The 22,043-nt window shown below is 71.2% G+C and carries 20 protein-coding genes; 10 read left to right on the top strand and 10 right to left on the bottom strand.

The window, feature by feature from the left end; translation table 11 throughout:
• The first annotated feature begins 4 nt into the window (after nucleotides 1-4).
• Together NR792_RS37380 and NR792_RS37385 are read left to right on the top strand one after the other, a co-directional pair.
• Nucleotides 5-907: a hypothetical protein gene (locus tag NR792_RS37380; RefSeq protein WP_375757471.1), complete on the top strand. Its 903-nt coding sequence runs from the start codon at nucleotides 5-7 to the stop codon at nucleotides 905-907.
• Nucleotides 904-1,347 carry a CoA-binding protein gene (locus NR792_RS37385; RefSeq protein WP_375757472.1) on the top strand — a complete coding sequence of 148 codons (444 nt, stop codon included), beginning with the start codon at nucleotides 904-906 and terminating at the stop codon, nucleotides 1,345-1,347. The genes NR792_RS37380 and NR792_RS37385 overlap by 4 nt, the downstream gene beginning before the upstream one ends.
• A gap of 92 nt (nucleotides 1,348-1,439) precedes the next feature.
• On the opposite strand, the gene NR792_RS37390 is transcribed toward NR792_RS37385, so the two are convergent.
• Together NR792_RS37390 and NR792_RS37395 are read right to left on the bottom strand one after the other, a co-directional pair.
• Nucleotides 1,440-3,041 (bottom strand): S8 family peptidase, encoded by a 1,602-nt coding sequence (locus NR792_RS37390; protein WP_375757473.1) that lies wholly within the window; start codon nucleotides 3,039-3,041, stop codon nucleotides 1,440-1,442.
• Nucleotides 3,042-3,171: 130 nt separating this feature from the next.
• Nucleotides 3,172-4,050: a patatin-like phospholipase family protein gene (locus NR792_RS37395; RefSeq protein WP_375757474.1), complete on the bottom strand. Its 879-nt coding sequence runs from the start codon at nucleotides 4,048-4,050 to the stop codon at nucleotides 3,172-3,174.
• A 99-nt stretch (nucleotides 4,051-4,149) separates the two neighbouring features.
• Here NR792_RS37395 and NR792_RS37400 point away from each other — a divergent pair, with 99 nt between their 5' ends.
• Genes NR792_RS37400 through NR792_RS37410 form a run of 3 tightly spaced genes read left to right on the top strand, consistent with a single transcriptional unit; the run spans nucleotide 4,150 to nucleotide 9,709 of the window.
• Nucleotides 4,150-5,046: an ArsR/SmtB family transcription factor gene (locus NR792_RS37400; RefSeq protein ID WP_375757475.1), complete on the top strand. Its 897-nt coding sequence runs from the start codon at nucleotides 4,150-4,152 to the stop codon at nucleotides 5,044-5,046.
• Complete coding sequence (gene metH, locus NR792_RS37405; protein WP_375757476.1) at nucleotides 5,043-8,558, top strand: methionine synthase; 3,516 nt, start codon at nucleotides 5,043-5,045, stop codon at nucleotides 8,556-8,558. Before NR792_RS37400 ends, metH begins: the two co-directional genes overlap by 4 nt.
• 56 nt (nucleotides 8,559-8,614) lie before the next feature.
• Nucleotides 8,615-9,709 carry a hypothetical protein gene (locus tag NR792_RS37410; protein WP_375757477.1) on the top strand — a complete coding sequence of 365 codons (1,095 nt, stop codon included), beginning with the start codon at nucleotides 8,615-8,617 and terminating at the stop codon, nucleotides 9,707-9,709.
• Between the two features lie 24 nt (nucleotides 9,710-9,733).
• Here the strand turns inward: NR792_RS37410 and NR792_RS37415 are convergent, their stop codons facing one another.
• Together NR792_RS37415 and mutY are read right to left on the bottom strand one after the other, a co-directional pair.
• On the bottom strand, nucleotides 9,734-9,976 hold the full coding sequence (locus NR792_RS37415) for a DUF2934 domain-containing protein (RefSeq protein WP_375757478.1): 243 nt from the start codon (nucleotides 9,974-9,976) through the stop codon (nucleotides 9,734-9,736).
• A 248-nt stretch (nucleotides 9,977-10,224) separates the two neighbouring features.
• Nucleotides 10,225-11,412 (bottom strand): A/G-specific adenine glycosylase, encoded by a 1,188-nt coding sequence (mutY, locus tag NR792_RS37420; RefSeq protein WP_375757479.1) that lies wholly within the window; start codon nucleotides 11,410-11,412, stop codon nucleotides 10,225-10,227.
• Between the two features lie 143 nt (nucleotides 11,413-11,555).
• On the opposite strand from mutY, the gene NR792_RS37425 reads away from it, so the two are divergent.
• Nucleotides 11,556-12,521, top strand: coding sequence for a PD-(D/E)XK nuclease family protein (locus tag NR792_RS37425; protein WP_375757480.1), 966 nt, complete (start codon nucleotides 11,556-11,558; stop codon nucleotides 12,519-12,521).
• A gap of 4 nt (nucleotides 12,522-12,525) precedes the next feature.
• Here NR792_RS37425 and NR792_RS37430 read toward each other — a convergent pair whose 3' ends face one another.
• Both NR792_RS37430 and NR792_RS37435 read right to left on the bottom strand, forming a co-directional pair.
• Nucleotides 12,526-13,416 carry a ThiF family adenylyltransferase gene (locus NR792_RS37430; protein ID WP_375757481.1) on the bottom strand — a complete coding sequence of 297 codons (891 nt, stop codon included), beginning with the start codon at nucleotides 13,414-13,416 and terminating at the stop codon, nucleotides 12,526-12,528.
• Between the two features lie 29 nt (nucleotides 13,417-13,445).
• Nucleotides 13,446-14,243 carry a TatD family hydrolase gene (locus NR792_RS37435; RefSeq protein WP_375757482.1) on the bottom strand — a complete coding sequence of 266 codons (798 nt, stop codon included), beginning with the start codon at nucleotides 14,241-14,243 and terminating at the stop codon, nucleotides 13,446-13,448.
• Nucleotides 14,244-14,365: 122 nt separating this feature from the next.
• Between NR792_RS37435 and NR792_RS37440 the strand changes: the two genes are divergently transcribed.
• Complete coding sequence (locus NR792_RS37440) at nucleotides 14,366-15,847, top strand: hypothetical protein (protein ID WP_375757483.1); 1,482 nt, start codon at nucleotides 14,366-14,368, stop codon at nucleotides 15,845-15,847.
• Nucleotides 15,848-16,195: 348 nt separating this feature from the next.
• On the opposite strand, the gene NR792_RS37445 is transcribed toward NR792_RS37440, so the two are convergent.
• On the bottom strand, nucleotides 16,196-16,447 hold the full coding sequence (locus NR792_RS37445; protein ID WP_375757484.1) for a hypothetical protein: 252 nt from the start codon (nucleotides 16,445-16,447) through the stop codon (nucleotides 16,196-16,198).
• Between the two features lie 370 nt (nucleotides 16,448-16,817).
• On the opposite strand from NR792_RS37445, the gene NR792_RS37450 reads away from it, so the two are divergent.
• A complete protein-coding gene (locus NR792_RS37450; protein ID WP_375757485.1) occupies nucleotides 16,818-17,780 on the top strand; it encodes a hypothetical protein in 963 nt (320 codons plus the stop codon).
• A gap of 7 nt (nucleotides 17,781-17,787) precedes the next feature.
• Here the strand turns inward: NR792_RS37450 and NR792_RS37455 are convergent, their stop codons facing one another.
• A complete protein-coding gene (locus tag NR792_RS37455) occupies nucleotides 17,788-18,369 on the bottom strand; it encodes a Maf family protein (RefSeq protein WP_375757486.1) in 582 nt (193 codons plus the stop codon).
• A gap of 105 nt (nucleotides 18,370-18,474) precedes the next feature.
• Here NR792_RS37455 and NR792_RS37460 point away from each other — a divergent pair, with 105 nt between their 5' ends.
• The gene (locus tag NR792_RS37460) at nucleotides 18,475-19,728 is read left to right on the top strand and encodes a metallopeptidase family protein (protein WP_375757487.1); all 1,254 of its coding nucleotides are present in this window, start codon (nucleotides 18,475-18,477) and stop codon (nucleotides 19,726-19,728) included.
• Between the two features lie 8 nt (nucleotides 19,729-19,736).
• Nucleotides 19,737-20,915, top strand: a complete 1,179-nt coding sequence (locus NR792_RS37465; RefSeq protein WP_375757488.1) for a class I SAM-dependent rRNA methyltransferase — start codon at nucleotides 19,737-19,739, stop codon at nucleotides 20,913-20,915.
• 43 nt (nucleotides 20,916-20,958) lie between these two features.
• On the opposite strand, the gene NR792_RS37470 is transcribed toward NR792_RS37465, so the two are convergent.
• Nucleotides 20,959-21,456, bottom strand: a complete 498-nt coding sequence (locus NR792_RS37470; protein ID WP_375757489.1) for a caib/baif family protein — start codon at nucleotides 21,454-21,456, stop codon at nucleotides 20,959-20,961.
• A gap of 26 nt (nucleotides 21,457-21,482) precedes the next feature.
• The gene (locus NR792_RS37475) at nucleotides 21,483-22,043 is read right to left on the bottom strand and encodes a hypothetical protein (RefSeq protein ID WP_338264377.1); all 561 of its coding nucleotides are present in this window, start codon (nucleotides 22,041-22,043) and stop codon (nucleotides 21,483-21,485) included.

The following is a 22,043-nucleotide window of genomic DNA, read 5'->3' on the forward strand; positions in this document are numbered from 1 at the left end:
GCGCATGCGTCCTGGTCTCCTGTGGTGCTGTCTCGTGCTGTCGCTGGCCGCCGGGTGCAAGTCCCGGTATCCGCCGCTCAACCCCGCGCCGGGGCTGCCTCCGCCGGTGCGTCTGGACTTCAAGCCCCCCGTGGACCGCCTCCTCACCGAATCCGTGCGCGCCACCCGCACCCTCCAGCGCGAGGGCCAGCCGGAGGTGCGCGATGAGGCCGCGTTCACCACCGAGACGCGCTTCGCCCCGTCCGACGGCGGCTGGCGCGTGGCCCAGGCCGTGCGCACCCCGCGCCAGGTGCATGACGGGCAGGACGTGCCGTCGCTGTCCGGCGCCGTGCTGGAGCGCTTCACGCTGCGCATGCAGCTGGCGGCGGACGGCACCTTCGTGAAGCTGGTGGGCCCGGAGGCCGCGCAGGAGGCGCTGCGGCAGGTGGCGCCCGAAGGCACCGGCCTGCCGGAGGTGGAGCGCTTCTTCACCCCGGAGGCGCTGGAGACGCGCACGCGCCGCGAGTGGGAGGCGAAGTACGCGGGCCTCTTGCAGCGCAACCTGGTGGAGGGCCAGCGCACGTGGGCGGTGGACTTCGTGGCCGTGGACGGCGAGGAGCGCGCCTACCTGCTGGAGCGCACGGTGGAGGGCACGCGGCCCACGACGTTCGGCGACGCGGTGGTGCTGTCGCTCAAGTGCCTGGACGCGCTGCCCGCCAAGGCGCCCGAGGAGCTGCGGGCCGCGTGGACGGAGGCCGGTTCGCCGGAGCTCGCGAAGGGCGTGACGTGTGAAGGCGAGCAGGTGGTGGCGTACGGCCGGTTCATCCCGGTGCGCCGCCTGCTGAAGGTGAAGGCGGTGGGGAAGGGCGGGACGCTGACGCTCACCACCGAGTCCCAGGCGGAAATGCTCCAGGAGGAAGGGCCATGAGCCACGACGAGTACCTCATCGAGGACGACGCGGGTGTGAAGCGCGTGGTGCAGGAAGCCAGGCGCGTGGCGGTGCTGGGCATCAAGACGGAGGACCACTCCGCCCAGCCCGCGTACTACGTGCCGGAGTACCTGGCGAAGGCGGGCGTGGACGTGGTGCCGGTGCCCGTCTACTACCCGGACGCGAAGGTGATTCTGGGCAAGCCCGTGTACCGCAGGCTCGTGGACATCCCGGGCGACATCGACGTCGTGGACGTGTTCCGCAGGCCCGGCGACATCGACCAGCACGTGGACGACATCATCGCGAAGAAGCCCAAGGCGGTGTGGTTCCAGTCCGGCATCCGCAACGACGACGCGGCCCGGAAGCTGGCGGCCGCCGGCATCCGCGTGGTGCAGGACCGCTGCCTGATGGTGGACCACCGCCGCTACAGCGGGCGCTGACACGGCTGGAAAGACAACGGCCCTCCGCACCCGAAAGGGCACGGAGAGCCGCGGGGCCGCGCGTGGAGGTCGCGGCGGCCTTGGGTTGAGGCTCAGTAGTTGCCGGAGATGACCTTGGGCAGGGCCTTCGCCAGGTCCGGCAGCGGGCCAATCTGGCGCGAGTCCGCGGCCTGGGCCGTGCCGTTGTTGCGCAAGAGGCCGCGCATCTGCACGGACGTCAGCAGCCGGCCGTTGGCCTTCGCCACGCCCTGGGCGCTGACGGCGGCACCCACGACGATGGGCGACGCGCTGGACGTGCCGCTGAAGGTGGACGTGTAGTACTGGTCCTCGCCGTAGCCGCTGCCGAAGCGGTCGCCGTAGCCGGTGGTGACGACCTTCTCACCCCAGGCATGCACGTTCACGCGCTGGCCGAAGTTCGTCCAGCACATGGGCACGCGCGTGGTGGAGGTGCTGGCGCCCACCAGGATGGCGCCCGAGTCACGCGTGGCCGGGTTGAACCGGCCGCCGTAGGCCGCCGCGTCCAGGTTCGCGCTGCCGTTGCCCGCCGCCTCCACCACGACGACGCCGTTGGCGGTGGCGTTGCGGATGGCGTCGTAGTTGTCCTGCCAGTACTCCATCGCGATGTAGTTGCACTGGGACGTGTTGCACGTGCAGGCCGTGCCGTCCGAGGGGCCGCCCGCGTGCAACTCAATCAGGATGACGCCGCCCGCGCCCACCGCCGCCGCCGCGTTGGTGATGGCGCTCGCGGTGCTCTGCGCGCCAATGGCCTCCACGCCCGGCGACGCCGCGCTGGCGATGCCCGTCACGCCGTAGCTGTTGTTCGCGCCCACGATTTCACCCATCACCGCGGTGCCGTGGTTGCGCCAGCCCAGGTCGGAGTACTGCGTGCCGCCCACGCGGAAGAACGAGGGGAAGTCCTCGTGCGTGGTGCGCCAGCCACCCTCGATGTCCACGATCTTCACGTTGGTGCCCCGGCCGCCCGCCTGGGTCCACGCGTACGTCGCGTTGATGCCGGAGGGCGCCGCGCCCAGGTAGCCCTGGGCGGACTGGTACGCCGGCGTGGTGGGCGGCAGGTCCGCCGCGGACAGGAGCGCGCGCAGCCCCGCCTCCATGGCGAAGTTCACCATCGCCGGCTCCGGGGGAGTCGCCGCGTAGGCCGTCTCCACGCTTCCCACGCGGTTGAGCGCCGCCACCAGGTCCGCCACGGTGTCCGCGGTGGTGCCGGGCAGCAGCGGAATTTCGAAGTACAGGTTCAGGTCCGCCAGCTGCTCGCCGCTCTTCGCCTCACCGGACGCCTTGCTCGCGTCCAGCGCGGCCTCCTCGGCCTGGAACACGCGGTTCAGCGCACCGATGCGCGGCGCGCGCTCCAGGAGCGCCGCCACCTCCGCCACGTCCGCCTCCACGCGCGCGTCGTCCAGGCGCAGGCCGGACAGGAGCTCGCGCTCACCGGCGCTCCGCTCGGAGGCGAGGGCGCGCAGCGCGTCGCCGCGCAGACGCACGTGGCTGCCCTCGTGGAACTTCACCACCAGCCGCTCCACGTACGTGCCCGCGGGCAGCTCACTCCCCGTGGGCTTCGCCAGGAGCGCGCGCGGCGCCAGCCTGGGCGCGGCGCCAGCAGCGGGGGCCAACGCCAGCAGGGACACAGCCAGGGCCGCGCCACGCAGGGGGCGCAGGGACAGCGTCGACTTCAGCATGGACTTCCTCCGGGATGGACAGCATCTCCACCATGCCACGCCGGTCTGTCATTTAAATCAGGCTATCCCTTTATTTCTGTCCTGTTGATTTATTCGGCCCTCGTTGAACCCGTTGGGCGTGCGAGGACGCTCAGGTGCTCTGCTCGAAAGGGACGGGGGGCCGGGCCAGGGCGCGCTCGGCGGACAGCCGGGCCTGATCCAGCGCGTCGAAGCCGCGCTCCAGCGTGGCGGGCGTCACCGGCGGCAGGTTGGAGGTGACGACGTAGACGGGCACGTTGCGCGTCTGGAGCACGGTGAGCTGGAGGCGGAAGTGGTCGCGCCGGAGCGCGGCGGACCCGGCGGCCAGGCCCTGCGGATAGGCCATGGGGCCGCCCACCACCTTGCGCGTCCGGCTGGGCAGGAAGTGCACGAGGATGGCGTCCAGGTCCTTGCCAATGGCGCTCTCCTGCAGCGCCAGCGCGGGCGCCTTGTCCACGAGGCCGCCGTCCCAGAACAGCTGGCCGTCCAGCGGCACCGCGCGGAACAGGCCCGGGTACGCGCAGGTGGCGTGGACGCGCGGGGCCAGCTCCCCCGTGGTGAACACCTGGTGCGTGCCGTGGGTGAGGTTGGCCGCGGTGAGCAAGAGCGGGTGCGGCAGGTCCTCGAAGGTGGACACCGGCAGCGTGGACTCCAGCAGCCGCCGGAAGCGCTCGCCCTTGAGCAGGCCCGTGAAGCCGTGCCCCTGGGAGGCCACGTTGAACACCGCGCCAAGGGGGTCCGGGTCCCAGAAGTTCGCGCGCGTCTGGCTGAGCACCAGCTCCTCCAGCTTCGGCATGGGCATGCCCGCCGCCGCGTACGCCGCCACCATCCCGCCCGCGGACGTGCCCGCGTACGCGTGGGGCTTCAGGCCGGAGCCGTGCAGCCCCTTCAGGAAGCCCGCGTGGCCGTAGAAGCCGAAGTAGCCCGCGGAGAGGACCAGCCCGAACCGCTTGCCGTCGAGCAGGGAGTGCAGCGTGGAGGAGGGCGCCATGCCGGATTTCTACGGGATGGGTGCAACCCAAGGCAACGCAATGCGTTGCCGGGCCCATTGTGTCCAGGTCAGAGCATCGATATATGTTGATGGCTCGATATGGACGTCCTCTCCCAATCCTTCCGTGTCCTGGGGGACACGACGCGGCTGCGCATCCTGCGGTTGGTGGCCCAGGCGCCGCTGAACGTGACGGAGCTGGTGTCGCTGGTGGGGGTGGCCCAGTCGTCGGTGTCGCACCACCTGTCGAAGCTGAAGGGGCTGGGGCTCATCCGGGAGGAGCGGCAGGCGGGGTTCACGTACTACTCGCTGGCGCTGGAGTCGGATGACTCGCGCTGGCCGCTCGTCCGGCTGGCCCGCGAGGCGGAGGACGCGGCGGGGGACTCCGCGCGGCTCAACGACTTGCTGCGCGCGCGGGAGGACCGGCAGGCGCTCAACGAGCGGCTGTTGGAGCCCGGCCAGTCGTGGTTCCTCTGGGCGGGCGCGCTGGCGTCGCTCTTGCCGCCGCTGGACGTGGCGGACTTCGGCTGCGGCACCGGCGTGTTCAGCCGGGCGATGGCGCGGTGGGCGCGGCACGTGTGGGCCATTGACCAGAGCGAGGACGCGCTGTCCCAGGCGCGGACCCTGGCCCTGCGTGACGCGCTGACCAACATCACGTTCCTGCGCGAGGACCTGCACCGGCTGTCGCTGTCCGGTGGGCGCATGGACCTGGTGGTGATTTCGCAGAGCCTCCACCATGTCGAGTCGCCCGCGGCGGTGGTGGCGGAGGCCGCGCGGCTGCTCAAGCCGGGCGGCCGGCTGGTGGTGCTGGAGCTCTTGCCGCACGAAGAGAAGTGGGTGCTGGAGCGGTTGGGTCACCGGCACCTGGGCTTTTCGCCCGAAGTCCTCGAAGCGGCCCTTCGCGAGGCCGGCTTCACGTCGTTCACCCGCGAGACGCACGCGCGCGATGGGGCCAGTCCCTTCCGCGTCTTCCTGCTGACCGGAGTCAAACCGTCATGACGAGCCACATCGCCCACCCCCTGCCGCTTCCCCCCGGGGAGCACGGCCAGCGCGTGGAGGCGCTGAAGGCCGCGATGCGCGAGCGCATCCTGGTGCTGGATGGCGCCATGGGCACGCTCCTGCAGAACCACCAGCTGGTGGCGGCGGACTTCGGCGGCGCGGAGTACGAGGGCTGCAACGAACACCTGGTCCTCACCCGCCCGGACGTCATCGAAGGCATCCACGCGAAGTACTTCGCCGCGGGCGCGGACGTGACGGAGACGGACAGCTTCGGCGGCACGCCGGTGGTGCTGGCGGAGTTCGACCTTTCGCACAAGGCGCACGACATCAACGTCGCCGCGTCCCGCCTGGCGCTGAAGGCCGCCAAGGCCGCGGAGGCGAAGGACGGCCGGATGCGCTGGGTGGCGGGCTCCATTGGCCCCACCACCAAGGCCATCAGCGTCACGGGCGGCATCACCTTCGAGGAGCTGGTGGACAACTTCGCCGTGCAGGCGGAGGCGCTCGCCGTGGGTGGCTCCGACTACCTCCTGGTGGAGACGGCGCAGGACACGCGCAACGTGAAGGCGGCGCTCCTGGGCATTGACCGGGCGTTCCGGAAGCTGGGCTGGAAGCTGCCGGTGGCGGTGTCCGGGACGATTGAGCCCATGGGCACGATGCTCGCGGGCCAGTCCGTGGAGAGCCTGGCCACGTCGCTGGAGCACACGGACCTTCTGTACCTGGGGCTCAACTGCGCCACGGGTCCGGACTTCATGACGGACCACATCCGCTCGCTGTCGTCCATGAGCCCGTTCCCGGTGTCGTGCGTGCCCAACGCGGGCCTGCCGGACGAGAACGGCCAGTATCTGGAATCGCCGGAGATGATCTCCCGGTCGCTCAAGCGCTTCTGTGACAACGGCTGGATCAACGTGGTGGGCGGCTGTTGCGGCACGCACGCGGGCCACATCGAGTCGCTCGCCGCGATGGTGAAGGGGCTCAAGCCGCGCACGGAAGTACCGAAGCCGCGCTCCTCGCTGTCCGGCGTGGACTACCTGGAGGTGACGGACGAGCAGCGCCCCATCATCGTGGGCGAGCGCACGAACGTCATCGGCAGCAAGAAGTTCAAGGAGCTCATCGTCGCGGGCCAGTTCGACGACGCGTCGGAGATTGCCCGCGCCCAGGTGCGGCGGGCGGCGCAGGTCATCGACATCTGCCTCGCGAACCCGGACCGGGACGAGCTGGAGGACATGCGCCACTTCCTGGAGGTGGTGGTCAAGAAGGTGCGCGTGCCGCTGATGATCGACTCGACGGACGAGAAGGTCATCGCCATGGCGCTCACGTACTGCCAGGGCAAGGCCATCATCAACTCCGTCAACCTGGAGGACGGCGAGGAGCGCTTCGAGAAGGTCGTCCCCCTGGCGAAGGCGTTCGGCGCGGCGCTGGTGGTGGGCTGCATCGACGAGGTGGGCATGGCCGTCACGCGCGACCGCAAGCTCGCCGTGGCCGAGCGCAGCTTCGAGCTGCTCACGCAGAAGTACGGCATGCGCGCGGAGGACCTGTACTTCGACCCGCTCGTGTTCCCCTGCGCCTCCGGTGACGCGCAGTACACCGGCAGCGGCGTGGAGACGATTGAAGGCGTGCGCCTGATCAAACAGCGCTTCCCGCAGTGCCGCACGGTGCTGGGCATCAGCAACGTGTCCTTCGGCCTGCCCACCGCGGGCCGCGAGGTGCTCAACTCCGTGTTCCTGTACCACTGCGTGCAGGCGGGCCTGGACATGGCGCTCGTCAACTCGGAGAAGCTGGAGCGCTACCCGTCGCTGCCCGAGGAGGAGCGCAAGCTGTCCGAGGACCTCATCTACAACCGGGGCACGGACCCCGTGACGCCCTTCGCGGCGCACTTCCGCGAGCGCAAGCCCGCGAGAGCGCAGGTGAGCAGCCTGCCGCTGAACGAGCGGCTCCAGCGCTACATCATCGAGGGCACGCGTGACGGTCTGACGGCGGACCTGGACCTGGCGATGAAGGAGATGGCGCCGCTGGACATCATCAACGGGCCGCTGATGAAGGGCATGGACGAGGTGGGCCGCCTCTTCGGCGCCAACGAGCTCATCGTCGCGGAGGTGCTCCAGAGCGCGGAGTCCATGAAGGCGGCGGTGAGCCACCTGGAACCGCACATGAGCAAGACCCAGGCGGCGTCGCGCGGGAAGATTGTCCTCGCGACGGTGAAGGGGGACGTGCACGACATCGGCAAGAACCTGGTGGAGATCATCCTCGCCAACAACGGCTTCCAGGTGGTGAACCTGGGCATCAAGGTCCCGCCCGAGCAACTGGTGCAGGCCGTGCGTGAGCACCGCCCGGACATCCTCGGCCTGTCGGGCCTGCTGGTGAAGAGCGCGCACCAGATGGTGGCCACCGCGGAGGACCTGAAGCGCGCGGGGGTGGAGACGCCCATCCTGGTGGGCGGCGCCGCGCTCAGCCGCAACTTCGTGGACCGCAACATCGCCCCGGCCTACGGCGGCGGCACCGTGGCCTACGCGCAGGACGCGATGAACGGCCTGGAGCTGGCGAAGCAGATCGTGGAGCCGGGCGCGCACGCGAAGCTGCGGGACGACCTGGCCGCGCGCCGGCTGAAGCTGGCGCAGGAGGCGAAGGAGCGCCCCGCGCCCGCGGCCCCGGTGCGCCGCTCGCGCAGCACGGAGGTGCCGGTGCTGGACGTGGTGCCGCCCGCGCCGGACTTCGCCCGGCACGTGCTCACCAACACGCCGCTGGATCACATCTGGAAGTTCATCAACCCGGTGATGCTCTACGGCCGCCACCTGGGCCTGCGCACGTCGTCGCGCGCGCTGGGCACGCCGGCGGAAGCCGAGCTCGCGAAGACGGAAGAGGGCCGCAAGGCGCTGGCGCTGAAGGAGGCGGTGGAGGAGCTGAAGTCGCTGCTGCGCGGCGGCGTGATGCAGGCGCGCTCGGTGTTCCAGTTCTTCAAGGCGGCCAGCGACGGCGACCGCGTGCTCCTGTTCGACGGCACGACGGGCGAGCCGGTGACGTCCTTCGACTTCCCCCGGCAGGACAAGGACAACGGCCTGTGCCTGGCGGACTACGTGAAGCCGCTGCAGAACGGCAAGCCGGTGGACGCGCTGTCGCTGTTCGTCACCACGGCGGGCTCGGGCATCCGCGAGCTGTCCGAGGGCTTCAAGGCGAAGGGCGAGTTCCTCAAGATGCACGCGGTGCAGGCCCTGGCGCTGGAGACGGCGGAGGGCTACGCGGAGCTCTTGCACACGCAGCTGCGCAGCATGTGGGGCTTCCCGGACCGGGCGGACATGACGATGCTGGAGCGCTTCCGCGCGGAGTACACCGGCAAGCGCTACTCGTTCGGCTACCCGGCGTGCCCCCGGCTGGAGGACCAGACGAAGCTGTTCGCCGCGCTCAAGCCGGAGGAGATCGGCGTGCAGCTCACCGACGGCTGCATGATGGAGCCGGAGGCGAGCGTGTCCGCCATCGTCTTCCACCACCCGAATGCGACGTATTTCTCGGTGACTTGATGCGTCGGGGGCCCGAAGCCCGGGCCCTGCCGCGCCGGACGGGTTAGATTGCCGCCATGCCTTCGCCCACCATCCGTCGCGCCGTCCAGCTCCTGCCCGCGTGTGCCACGACGGGCATCGGCAGCCTGCCGCACACCCAGGTGGAACTGGGTCTGCAAGCCGCGCTCGCCATGGACATCCCGTTCCTGCCGCAGCTGCCGGTAGGGCATCCGTCGGAGCTGATGATTCCCGCCGCGCTGGAGGGCCTGCCGGGCCTGCGCTTCGACGAGGACGGCGTCTGCACGGTGGACGTGGACGCGTGGGCCGCCGGGCGCGCCGCCTTCGAGGCGCGGCTGGACGCGGCGCTCACCTCCGGCGACCTGGAGTCCTTCGAGCCCACCGCGGACGCGTGCCGCGCGTGGAAGCCGTTCCTCTGGGAGGTGGAGCACCGCAAGCTCGCCTTCGCGAAGGCGCAGCTGTCCGGCCCCTTCACGGTGCGCTCCGTGGTGCGCACCGCGACGGGCGAGCCGGTGCTGGCGGTGCCGGGCCTGGACGCGGCGCTGTACCGGCTGGTGATGGTGCGCGCCCTGGCCATGGTGCGCGCCCTCAAGCGCACGGGCACCACGCCCCTGTTCTACCTGGACGAGCCGGGCCTCTACGCCTTCGTGAGGATGAACCCGCAGCACCTGCTGGCGCAGCAGGAGCTGCGGCTGCTGGTGGTGGCGCTGCAGCGCGAGGGCGCGCTCGTGGGCATCCACTGCTGCGGCAACACGGACTGGGGCGTGCTGCTGGACGCGCAGGCGGATCTCGTCTCGCTGGACGTGCGGCTGTCGCTGGACGCGATGCTGGAGGAGACGGACGCGTTGAAGCGGTTCCTCGACTCCGGCGCCACGCTGAGCCTGGGCGTCATCCCCACGGACCTGGCGTCCACGTATTCGGTGGAGGAGCTGGCGGACTCGGTGGAGGCGTCGTTGAAGGCGGCGCTGCCGGGCGACATCGGCTTCTCTCGCGCGCTGTCCACGGTGCTGCTGACGCCCGCGTGCGGCCTGGCGATGCGCTCGGTGGTGGACGCGGAGCGCATCCTGGAGGAGCTGAAGCAGGCCCAGCGCCGGCTGAAGCGGGCACTCGAGTCCGAGCGCCCGGCCCTCCAGGGACTGCCGCCCGCGCACTGACACGCGGGCGGCCGGAGCGACGGACTACTGGCGGCCGAGCCGCAGCTCGCGCTCGGCCTGGTGCCAGTCCTGCTCGGGGTTGCCGTGCGTGCCGCCCCGGGCCTGGAAGATTTCGTAGGCGCGGCGGGCGATCTGCTCCTGCGTGGGCGCCGCGGTCTTGTTCGTGGGCGCGCTCGCCGCGGCCACCGGCTTCTTGTCTTCGGTCCGCTCGGGAGCGGCCTTGGGCGCGGGGTTCGGTTGCGACTTCTGCGCGTTCTGACGAGCCATCGGGCTTCCTCCTGGAAAAGGCGGCCTGAAGCTTCGGACGCACCCCTGCATCGCGGAAGAGACCCAAGGCGTACGGGGTTGCCGGAGCGACATCCCAGGTCGCGAAGTGTTGAGGGACCAACGGGCCATCCCGCTCGGAAAATCCACCAGCGGAAGGGGCCCGCACGCGCGGTCCGCCAGCACGAAGCCGCCGGGCCCCGCTGCGGTCGGTTGCCCTCCTGGCGTCGAGGCCCGCGGCGCGCGCCGGTTCAGCCGCGCATCGCCTTCTTCGCGCCGCGACCCGGTGCCTTCTTCGCGGGCGCGGCCTCGCCGCCCATCACCCCGTGCCCCAGCGCCGCGTCGAGCGCGCGCTGCATCGCGGTGCTCATGCCCAGCGCCTCCGCTTCCTGCGGCGTGCACCAGCGCAGCTCCTGGAACGCGGCGGACTTCGTGGGCCGCGTGCCGCCCGTCACGCGCAACAGCCGCAGCGTGAGGTCGCGGTGGGTGAGCTGCCGGCGCACGCTGTCCAGCTTTCCCTCCAGCGTGAGCGGTGCGCCCAGCGTCGTGGCCAGCCGCTCCGTCGCCTCCGCCTCCGGCGTGTCCTCCTCCACCTCCACGGCGGGCAGCTCCCACAGGCCGCCGAAGAGGCCCTTGTCCGCGCGACGCGCGAAGAGCAGCGTCCCCGCGTGCGGCCACACGGCCAGCGCGAGGAACAGCTTGCGGGGCGCGGCGCGCACCTTGGCCGGCGGCAGCTCGTCCACGCGGCCCTTCCTGAACGCGATGCACCCGTCGCGCACGGGACACAGCAGGCACAGCGGGGACTCCGGCCGGCACACCGTGGCGCCGTGCTCCATCAGCGCCTGGTTGAAGTCCCCGGGCCGCTCGCCCTTCACCAGCGCGGAGGCCAGCGCCCAGAGCGTGGCCTCGCGGTCGCGGTCTCCGGGCAGTCCCTCCACCTCGAAGAGGCGCGACAGCACGCGCGCGACGTTGCCGTCCACGATAGGGGCTTCTTCGCCAAAAGCGATGGAGGCCACGGCCCCGGCGGTGTAGCGCCCGAAGCCGGGCAGGGTGAGCAGGTCCTCCGCCGTGGACGGGAGCTTCCCGCCGAAGCGCTCCACCACCTCCTGCGCCGCGCGGTGCAGGTTGCGCGCGCGCGAGTAGTAGCCCAGCCCCTTCCACCCGGAGAGCACGTCGTCCAGGGGCGCGGAGGCCAGGGCCTTCACGGTAGGAAAGCGCGCGAGGAAACGCTCCCAGTACGGGATGACCGTGACCACCTGTGTCTGCTGGAGCATGACCTCGCTGAGCCAGATGGCGTACGGGTCGCGGGTGCGGCGCCAGGGCAGGTCGCGCTTGTTGCGGTCGTACCAGGAGAGCAGCGGGCCGTGCAGGGCCGCGTGGCGTTCAGGGGAGACGGGGGCGGGGAGGGCCCTGGACTCGGTGCGCTTGCGTGGGCTCATGTGATTCTTCACGGGGGAGGCGCGGCACCATACCCGTACGGTCGGGTGCACCCGGCGTTTTTACCGACGGCAGGGGGCGGTTGTCCGGCCGCCTGTCCCTCTTCTGGCGGGGCGGGCGATCGTCTATAGGATGCCCCGCGTCCATGGCCCGTCCTCCCATCACCAACGACTTCTCCTGGTCCAAGAGCCGCCACGAGAAGTTCTCCGAGTGTCTCCGGGCCTACTACCTCTACTACTACCGCTCCTGGGGCGGCTGGGAGGCGGAGGCGGCCCGGGACGTGCGCGAGCTCTACGTCCTCAAGAAGCTGCACAACCGCTACACCTGGGCGGGCAGCATCGTGCACGAGGCCCTCAAGGACGTGCTGCTGGACTGGCGCGCCGGCCGGGAGGTGGACCCGGCCAAGGTGGAGGCGCGCACGCACAAGCTGATGCAGGACGACTTCCGGCACTCGCGCTCCAAGGCGTACTGGACGCAGAAGTACCGCAAGCCCTTCACCGGCCTCGCGGAGCACGAGTACGGCGAGGACATCCCCAACGAGGCCTGGAAGCAGAACTTCGAGACGGTGCGCTCCGCGCTCGCGTGGTTCTTCCAGTCGCGCTGGCCTGGCATCGCCAAGGGGCTCAAGCCCGCGCAGTGGCTGGAGGTGGACGCGGGCTTCGACTTCGCCCACTTCGTCCTGGACGGGGTGAAGACCTTCGCCATCCCGGACTTCGCCTACGTGGACGCGGAGGGCTCCGTCGTGGTGGTGGACTGGAAGACGGGCCGCTCGCGCGAGGGCTACGACGAGCAGGTGCTGGGCTACGCGCTCTACATCGCGCAGCGCTACCGCTACCCGCTGGAGAAGGTGCGCGCGTCGCTCGTGTACCTCAACGAGGGGCTGGAGCACGACGTGACGGTGGACCCGTCCGCCATGGACTCCTTCCGCCAGCACTTCGCCCGCAGCGTGGAGGGGATGCGTGCGCTCCTGAAGGACGCCGCCACCAACACGCCGAAGGAAGTGGAGGCCTTCCCGCAGACGGGGAACCTGGACGCCTGCGCCCGCTGCGTCTTCCGCCGTCCGTGCGGCCGGGAGCCCGCGGTAACGCAGGCCCGGCCCCGCGTCGCCTGAAGCGCTACCGCGCGGACGCCAGCCGGCGCACCACCACGCCCGCGGCGTTCATGCCGAAGGCGGAGGTGACGAACGCCACGCTGCCGTCAATCTGCGTGCGGTGGTCGCAGGTGTGGAACTCGTTGTCCTGCGGGCAGACGCACAGGAAGCCGTCGGTCGCGTCGTCGTAGTTGAGCGGCACCGGCTGCCGGCGCGTCTCGATGGAGTACACGGCGGTGATGCCCGTGTGGCGCTCCGTCTCCACGGCGTACTTGCGCTTGAGCAGCTTGCGGATGTCCTTGGCGAACGGGTCCATGTGCGTCTCGCTCAGGTCCTCCACGCGGATGGCCGTGGGGTCCAGGCGTCCCGCCGCGCCCATGGAGCTGACCACCGGCACGCCCAGCGTCACGCACCGGTGGAGCAGGTGCAGCTTCGCCTTCACGTTGTCGATGGCGTCCACCACGAAGTCGTACTTCCCCGCGGGCAGCAGCGTCTCCGCCAGCTCCTCGCGGTAGAACTCGCGCAGGGCCTCCACCTTCGCCTGCGGGTTGATCTCCTGGCAGCGCTGCGCCATCAGCTCCGCCTTGGACTTGCCCACCGCCTTCACCGTCGCGTGCAGCTGGCGGTTGGTGTTGGTGACGCACACGTCGTCGTGGTCCACCAGCGTCAGCCGGCCCACGCCGCTGCGCACCAGTCCCTCGGCCGTGAAGCTGCCCACGCCGCCCAGGCCGAACACCACCACGTGCGCGTTGGCCAGCCGCTCCATGGCGTTGTCGCCCAGCAGGCGTGCCGTGCGGTCGAAGCGGCGCGACAGCTTGAAGGGCTTCGCGAGCGACGGCGTCTCGACGGCGTTCGGAGCGGCCGGGGAGGCGGGGGGCGCCTCGGTCTCGGGGGTGGGGGCGGGCTGCGGGTTCATGAAGGGCTCCTCTATCACGCGACGCTCGCCTACCGCGAAGGGGAGGGGAAAGCTTCCCGGAACAGGCGGCGGGCATTCTCGGTCGTCCGCTGGGCGAGCACCTCCACCGGCTCCCCGAGCACGTGCGCCATGCCCGCGAGGATGTGGGGCAGGTAGCCCGGCTCGGAGCGCTGCCCCCGGAAGGGCGTGGGCGCCTGGTCCGGCGAGTCCGTCTCCGCCACCAGCCGGTCCGCCGGAATCACGCGCAGGGCGTCCAGGGGCTTGCGCGCCTCCGCCCACGTCACCGGGCCCGCGAAGGAGAAGTAACAGCCCTTCTGGATGTAGAAGCGCGCCAGCTCCGCGCCGCCGCTGTAGCTGTGCATGAGGATGCCCGCCTCCGGCCAGGCCTCCGTCTTCAGGAGCTCCATCATCGCCGGGTGCAGCCGGTGGCAGTGCATCAGCACCGGCAGCCCGTGCTTGCGCGCCAGGGCCAGGTGCCCGCGCAGCACCGCCAGCTGCCGCTCCAGCGGGGCGCCCGGAAGCGTGGGGCCGTCCAGGCCGCACTCGCCCACCGCCACCGCGCCTCCTTTCGCCAGCAGCGCGTCCAGCCGCTCCAGGTGCGCGCCGTCGTCCTCCGGCCGCAGGTCCGGCAGGAACTGCGGATGGATGCCCAGCCCCACCTGGATGCGCGCGTCCCTGCGCGGCAGCTCCAGCAGCGGCTCCCACGTCTCCGGTCCCACGGCGGGGATGAGGATGCCGTGCAGGCCCGCGGCCCAGGCGCGGGTGACCACGCTGTCGCGGTCCTCATCGAAGCGCGAGGCGTCCAGATGGCAGTGCGTGTCGATCATTGAGCACCCTTCTTCCCAGAGCCGTTCAATCACTGACAAGCCCGGATGACAGGCCCTTCAAGGCGTCCCGTCACCCATGAACGCGAAGCTATGACGCGCCCCCTGACTTTGGAGGCATGCGAATGACCAAACGAGTGGTGTGGGGTGCGTTGTTCGGGGCGCTGACGATGCTGGCCACGGGCTGTGGCGACGAGTGCGTCGACCCGTTCGACTGCCGTGACAAGGGCACGCCCCCGGCGGGCCAGTCGTACATCTGCAACGCCGACAACAAGTGCGAGCTGCGCACCATCCCCACCGAGCCGGAAGAGGACGCGGGCACCGGCGGTGAGACGGACGCGGGTACCGGCGGTGGGACGGACGCGGGTGAGAGTGACGCCGGCGCCGTCGACGCGGGCACCGAGGATGGTGGCACGGATGACGCCGGCACCGTCGACGCCGGCACCGACGCGGGCATGAACGTCGCCAAGGGCGGCGCGTGCACCGCGTCCTCGGACTGCATGGCGGGCCTGCGCTGCGAGGCCGCCACCTGCCAGGCGCTCCTCATCGCCGTGACGGGCAACGACGGCGGCACGCGCGCGCTGGTGACGGCCTACGACGTGCCGGGCATGACGTCGCTCAGCTCCGACGGCGGCACCAGCGCCTACCCGCGCTTCGGCCCGGGCGGCACCCAGGTGGCCTTCGTGCAGGGGGAAGTCACCACCGCCGATGCCGAGCTCACGGTGCGCCCCGTGCCGCTCACGGCCGCCGAGCCCACCGTGCTGCCGACGGGCGGTACCTCCCGCATCCGCTACATGGAGTGGGAGCCGGGCAACCTCATCGCCTGGGTGCGCGGCAGCACGGGCATCTCCACCATCGCGCCGACGGGCGGCACGGTCACGTCGGTCACCAACAGCGGCACCTTCCCGGACTGGGCGGCCAACGGCACGGACCTCGCGTACAGCGCCGCGGGCACGGGTATCTTCGTGTCCACGGGCGGCGCCGCGCCGGCCGTGCTCGCGGGCACGCCCACCACGGGTGAGCAGCCGCACTACAACCGCACCACCTCGCAGCTGCTCTTCCTGGCCAACCCGGAAGGCACCACCGTGAACTTCGGCGGGGACGCCACCCCGGTGCTCAAGCTGTACTCGCTGCCGGTGACGGGCGGCGGCGACCCGAAGCTGCTCGCGGGCACCTCGACCCGGCCCGTGGAGGGCGGCTCGGTGGATTCGTACATCGCGAACCCGAACTGGTCGCCGGACGGCAGCTGGGTGGCGTACGTGCGCGCGAACTTCCTGCTCATCGGCAACGCGGCCACGCTGTGCGGCAACGCTGGCGCGGAGCTGTGCGGCACCGACCGGGGCAACGACATCTACGTGCAGCGCGTGGACGCCTCGGGCGCGAAGGTGGGCGAGCCGGTGCTCTTCGCGGAGAACGCCACGCTGCCGTCGTTCTCCCCGGACGGCCGCCTCGTGGCCTACGTCCTGGGCGGTCAGCTCGTCGTGAGGGCCATCGACCCGGCCACGGGCCAGCCCGCCCCCACGGCCATCACCCACCCGAAGGACACGTACACGGTGCTGACGAGCGAGGGTGACGACTACCGCCCGCGCTGGCAGCCCCGCCAGTAACAGGCGTCCCAAGCCCCGGTCTCCGGGGCTTCCCGGCCCGTGTTCCCCGTTTCGCGAGGGAGCACGGGCCGTCGTGTTTCAGGGTGCGAAGCGCGCGGCCCACCCGGCGCGAAGTGACGAACGCGGGCAGTCCAGGGTCCGGATGAACCCGCGTGGATCCGTTTCCGGTCCAGCGGATCCAGGTTCCAGGACGACAAGGAGGGGAGGAAGAACTCCACCCGCGCTCACGTGGAAACGCGGCACCTGGTGGAGGAAGACTGACAGCCGTGTCGCGACGGCTCGCGCGCCCGCGCGCTCCGTTTCCGGCAGCGCGGCCTGGGCTTCACGGGCCGGGACGCGGGCTGCTTTTCAGCCCACGACGACGATGCGGCGGCCCAGCGCGCGGGTCATCTGCGGAGAGGTGACGAGCTCCAGCACGCCGCTCATCTCGCCGCCCGCCGTGTCGAACGCCGCCGCGATGACCTCGCCCACGGTGAGCTGGGCCTTGTGGGCCGCTACCCGCGCGCGCTTCGCCGTGCGCCGCAGCGCGGGCATCACCCGCCGGCCCTGCCGCCGCACCACCGAGCCACCCTTCGTCTTGCCTGCGGTCCGCTTCGCCATGGTTCCTCCCGCCACTTCGTGCCGCGCGGGTGAGTACCTCGTCGGTCTGACACCATGCAGGCGAGGTGCCAGGGCTCAGCCTCCCCGTCAGGTTCCTGATTCCGGGGGTTTTCCTTGCGGATAGCGGGTTTCCGTGGGGCCGGCGGGCCTTCCTTTTTTCAGCCCTTCAGGGTCGTTCCTCGTTCTGTCGAGTTTTTCGTTCACCCCGTGTGGTGATTTCCACGCATCGTTCAATGGCGCGCATCTCGTTCAATGCGGTGGAACGACGGGGGCCTGGGTCGGGTGTCACCCCCTGGCCACAGTCCCTGCGGCCCTGAGGCCACGGTGCGGTTGGGGCGCGGCGGGGATTCAGGGTAGAGGGCGGACGCCCATGCGAGTCCAGGTCCTCTTCCACGACAACTGTTTCGACGGCGCGGCCAGCGCCGCGGTCTTCACCCGCTTCTTCCGGGAGCGCGTGCGCGCGGACGCGACGTTCAGCTACCGGGGCCTGGCCCACAAGCCGGGCGCGGAGGGCATCGACCCGGCGGTGTTCACCGGGGACGAGAACGTCATCGTCGACTTCCGCTACAGCCAGGACGCGCGGCTCACCTGGTGGTTCGACCACCACGCCTCCGCCTTCCAGCAGCCCGGCGACGAGCCCCACTTCCAGCGCGACACCAGCGGCCAGAAGTTCCACGACCCGCATCGCAAGAGCTGCACGCTGTACCTGGCGGACGTGGCGCGCGAGCGCTTCGGCTGGGACGCGTCCCCGCTGAAGGACCTGCTGTACTGGGCGGAGATCATCGACGGCGCGCAGTTCCCCAGCCCCCAGATGGCGGTGGCGCTGGAGGAGCCCGCGCTGCGCATCATGACGGTGCTGGAGTCCACCAAGGACGACACGCTCATCCCGGAGGTCATCCGGCGCATGCAGACGGACTCGCTGGCGGACATCGCCGCGTCGCCGCTCATCGCCGCCCCGCTGGAGCCGCTGCTCTTCCGGCACCAGCGCAACATCGACCTCGTGCGCGAGAAGGCCCGGTACGAGAACGGCGTCGTCCACTTCGACCTGGTGGACGAGGGCGTGGACAGCCTCAACAAGTTCATCGCGTACGCGCTCTACCCGGACGCGCGCTACACGCTGTGGGTGGGCAGGGGCGCGTCGCGCGCCAAGGTGTCGCTGGGCTCCAACCCGTGGAGGCCAGAGACTCGCAAGCACGACCTGTCCGCCATCGCTGGCCGCTACGGCGGAGGCGGCCATCCGGTGGTGGCCGCGGTGAGCTTCAAGGCGGACCAGTCCGACAAGGCCCGCGCCGCGTACCACGAAATCCTCGCGGAGCTGTCCAGCGCGGGGTGACGGGCCGTCAGCGGCGGGCGAAGAGGTCGAAGCCCGCCTGCCGCAAGAGCCGCACCACGGACAGCATGGGCAGGCCCTGCACGTTGGTGCGGTCGCCCTCCAGTTTCTGGAGCAGCGCCTGCCCCCGGCCCTCCACGCGGTAGCTGCCCGCGCAGCCCTCCCACTCGCCGGTGTCCAGGTAGCGCTCCAGCTCCTCCGGTGACACGGGGAAGAACGTCAGGCGCGCGTCCTCCAGGGTCTCCGAGTGGTGCCCGCCCGGGCCCAGCAGGCACACGGCGGTGTGGATGACGTGGGTGTTTCCCAGCAGACGCGTGAGTTGCGCCCGCGCCGCGTCCCGGTCCTGGGGCTTGCCCAGCACGTCCTGGCCCACTTCCACCAGCTGATCCGCGCCCAGCACCCAGGCCTCCGGGTGGCGCTCCTGCACCGCGCGGGCCTTGCGCACGGCGAGCATCCGCACGGCCTCGTCGGCGGGCAGGTCCGCGGGGACGGTTTCGTCCACGTGGGGGGCTTCGGTGCGGTACGGCACGCCCAGCCCGTCCATCAGGGCCCGTCGCGCGCTGGAGGTGGATGCCAGGATGAGTTCGCTCATGGGACGCCGGAGGGTAATGCAGCCGGGGCGGGCAGGGGACCCCTCAGGCGTGCAGGCACGTCCCCGCTTCCTGTGCATGGGGCGGATGCCATAGCCTCCCTCCCCATGTCGCGGCGCGGTCTGCTCGCTGTCTGTCTCCTCCTGCTCGCCTCCTGCAAACGGAACCCTCCGGCGGTCGCCGACGCGGGCACGGATGCGGGCACGGCGGCCGTCATCGTGGCGACGGACGCGGGGGCGCTCGCCGAGGCCCCCGGGGACGCGGGCCCCAGCGCCTCCGTGAAGCGCCCGGACGACGCGGTGGCGGAGGTGCACCCGCTGGCGGTGTGCGACGCGAAGGAGGGCGCTCCCCTGGACGCGGCCCGCGACTACTACGACGCGGGCCACTACGAGGAAGCGCTCTCCTGCGCCGCGCAGGCCGCCGCGCTGGAGCCGGACCTCGCCGCCGCCCACGCGGAACGGGGCGCCGCCCTGGCCGCGCTCCACCGCGAGCCCGAGGCCCAGCTCGCCTACGCCCGCGCGCTGGCCATCGACCCGGGGGACGCGGACGCGCTCCTGGGCGCCGCGCACCTGTACGCGGTGCAGCTGCCCTCCAGCCGCGAGCGGGACGAGCTGGGCGCGCTCTACGCCGAGCGGGGCCTGTCCCAGCCCGCCACGCCCCCGGAGCTCGTGCCCGCGCTGGCGCTGGTGGCCGCCATGGCCTTCAACGACCTGGGGCAGGCGGACCAGGCGCTGGACCGCGCCGCCATCGTGCTCGCCCGTGAGCCGGGCAACCACGAGGCGAAGTACGAGAAGGCCCTGGCCCTCTTCGAGCTGTGCCGCTTCCGCGAGGCCAAGGCGGCCTTCGCGTCGCTCCTGAAGGACAAGGCGCGCGCGGCGCACGCGCACCAGCACCTGGGGCTCCTGCTGGAGCGCGAGGGCCAATGGGCCCGGGCGGAGGAGCACTTCGAGAAGGCCCGCGCGCTGGAGCCCGAGGACTTCCCCCCGCCGCCCCTGCCGTCGCCGGACGAGTTCAAGGCCCAGGTGACGCGGGCGCTGGCGGACCTGCCCGAGGACATGCGCAAGGACCTGGAGGGCGTGCCGGTGGCCGCGGAGGAGATTCCCGCCGAGGACGACCTGCTCGCCAACCAGCCGCCCCTGTCGCCCACCATCCTGGGCCTGTTCCGGGGGCCGTCCCTCCAGGAGCCGTGCGACGGCTCGGAGACGCCCTGCCGCTCGGTGGCCCTCTACCGGCGCAACCTGGCCCGCGCGGTGCGCACACCGGAAGAGCTGCGCGAACAGATTCGCGTGACACTGCTCCATGAAATCGGGCATCTGCGAGGGGAAGACGACGAGGAACTGGCCGCGCGCGGCCTGGAGTGAGCCCCCACATGCCTTCCCTTCCCACCGCCCGGGTCAGCCTCAAGGGCGCCAAGACGCTGCGTCGCGGCACCCCCTGGGTGTACCGCACGGAGCTCACTGAAGCCCCCTCCACCGACACGCCGGGCGCGGTGGTGGCGGTGGTGGATCCGCAGGGCAACCCCATCGGCCAGGCGCTCTACGCCCGCCGCTCCCCGCTCGCGCTGCGGCTGCTCACGCGCAAGGGCCCCAACGAGGAGAAGGTGGACGACGCCTTCTTCATCCGCCGCCTGGAGGCCGCGCTCGCCCGCCGCGCGGTGCTGCCGGGCCGGGACGGCCTGCGCCTGGTGCACGGGGAGGCGGACCTCTTGCCCGGCTTCTTCGTGGACCGCTACGGCCAGGGCCTCACCGTGCAGACGCTGTCGGAGGGCATGGACGCCCGCAAGGAGATGCTCGCGCGAGCGCTGGTGGAGAGGACGGGCGCGACCCACGTGGTGTGCCGCGACGACGCCTCCGGCCGCGACTTCGAGAGCCTGCCGCGCGAGGTGCGCCTGCTGCACGGCGAGGGCGCTGCGCGCTTCACCTACCACGAGGGCGACAACCGCTTCGACGTGGACCTCCTGGGCGACATGAAGACGGGCGCGTTCCTGGACCAGGTGGACAACCACCTGCGCGCGGGCGAGCTGGGCCGGGGCGAAGCGCTGGACTGCTTCAGCTACCACGGCGGCTTCGCGCTCGCGCTCGCGAAGCACTGCACGTCGGTGCTCGCGGTGGAGCAGGACGCGAAGGCCGCTGCCCGCATCCAGTCCAACGCGGAGGCCAACGGCCGCGCCAACGTGAAGGTGGAGAACGGCAACGCGTTCGACGTGCTGCGCCGCTTCGACCAGGAGGGCCGCCGCTTCGACACCATCGTCCTGGACCCGCCGGGCCTGGCCAAGCGCCGCGAGGGCCTGGCCACCGCGCTGCGCGCCTACCACGAGCTCAACCTGCGCGCCCTGCGCTGCCTCAAGCCGGACGGCCTGCTGGTGACGTGCTCGTGCTCGGGGAAGCTGGACCGTCAGGGCTTCGAGTCCATGGTGCTGGACGCCGCCGCGGACGCGAAGCGCCCGGTGCAAATCCTGGAGCGGCGCGGCGCCGGCCTGGACCACCCGGTGCTCGCGGGCCTCGCGGAGACGGAGTACCTCAAGGCCCTCTACGTGCGCGCCCTGTAGCTCCGAACTCCGGAGCCCGGTGGGGCAGGGGAGCTGGCGCTGCCTACGGGATGCCCAGCTCCTTGCGCAGCCGGCCCACGACCTTGAAGTACTCGGTGCGGCTGAAGCCCACGTTGAGGATGTGGAAGTCCTTCTTGGACAGCCCCACGCAGCCGAAGCAGTAGTTGCAGTCCTGCAGGTTCTTGCTCATCACCACGTACGCGCTGCTGGAGCAGTTCTCGCTCTGCACGCAGTACGCGCACGCGTGGCAGTTCTTGCACTCCACGCAGTGCGAGCAGTTGGTGCACAGCTCGCACCGCGTGCAGTGCGTGCACTGGTGGCAGCTGTCGCAGTCCTTGCAGAACATGCAGTTGGCGCAGCGCTGACAGCCCTCGCACGCGTAGGAGCCGGGGTTGCCCGGGTCCACCGCGTAGCTCTTGGACAGCTTCTGGAACTGCTCCATGAACTCGCGCTTGCCCAGGGACGACACGCCCTGGCGCGCCGCCTTCTCCTGCTCCAGCAACTCCTGGGTCGTCTGGGGCCGCGACCCCTTGTCCTTCACCGCCACAAACGCTCCTTGAACTCGTGTCACTGCAGCCGGGCGAGTCCGGCCAGGTCGATGCCTCGCGCCACCCGCCGCACCTCCACGGTGCTGGGGAAGCCGCGGCTGGTGACGGCCACCACGAACCGGTCGCCCACCAGGAGGTTCGCCTCCGCGACGGCCTCCTCCGCGTCATAGCGCACGAAGCCCACGGCTTCCTTCCACTGGATGGGCGCCGTGGGGTCGCTGGCTGCTCGCCCGCGTGCCTTCTGCGCCGCCTCGCGGATGGCCTGCCCCAGCTTCAGCCCCATGGTGGTGTCCACGATGCGCACCTTCACCTCGCGGCCCTCGCCCCGGGTGTAGGTCCGCTCCGCCTCCGACACGGACACCTCGCCGTACTTCCCCGTGGAGCCCGCGGTGGAACCCACCGTGAAGCCCTCCAGCGACTCCGGCAGGAACGGCGCCAGGTCCTTGAAGTACACGCACGGTGCGGCGGTCGTCACCACGTCGCGCGGGGTGGGAGATGTCGTGCGTTCGTCGTCAAGGCAACCGCCGCCCACGCCGAGCGCGAGCGATGCGATGGCCAGCCGGAGGAAATAGTCGCGCAC

Source organism: Corallococcus exercitus (genome assembly GCF_042231735.1).
Classification (GTDB): Bacteria; Myxococcota; Myxococcia; order Myxococcales; family Myxococcaceae; genus Corallococcus; species Corallococcus exercitus_B.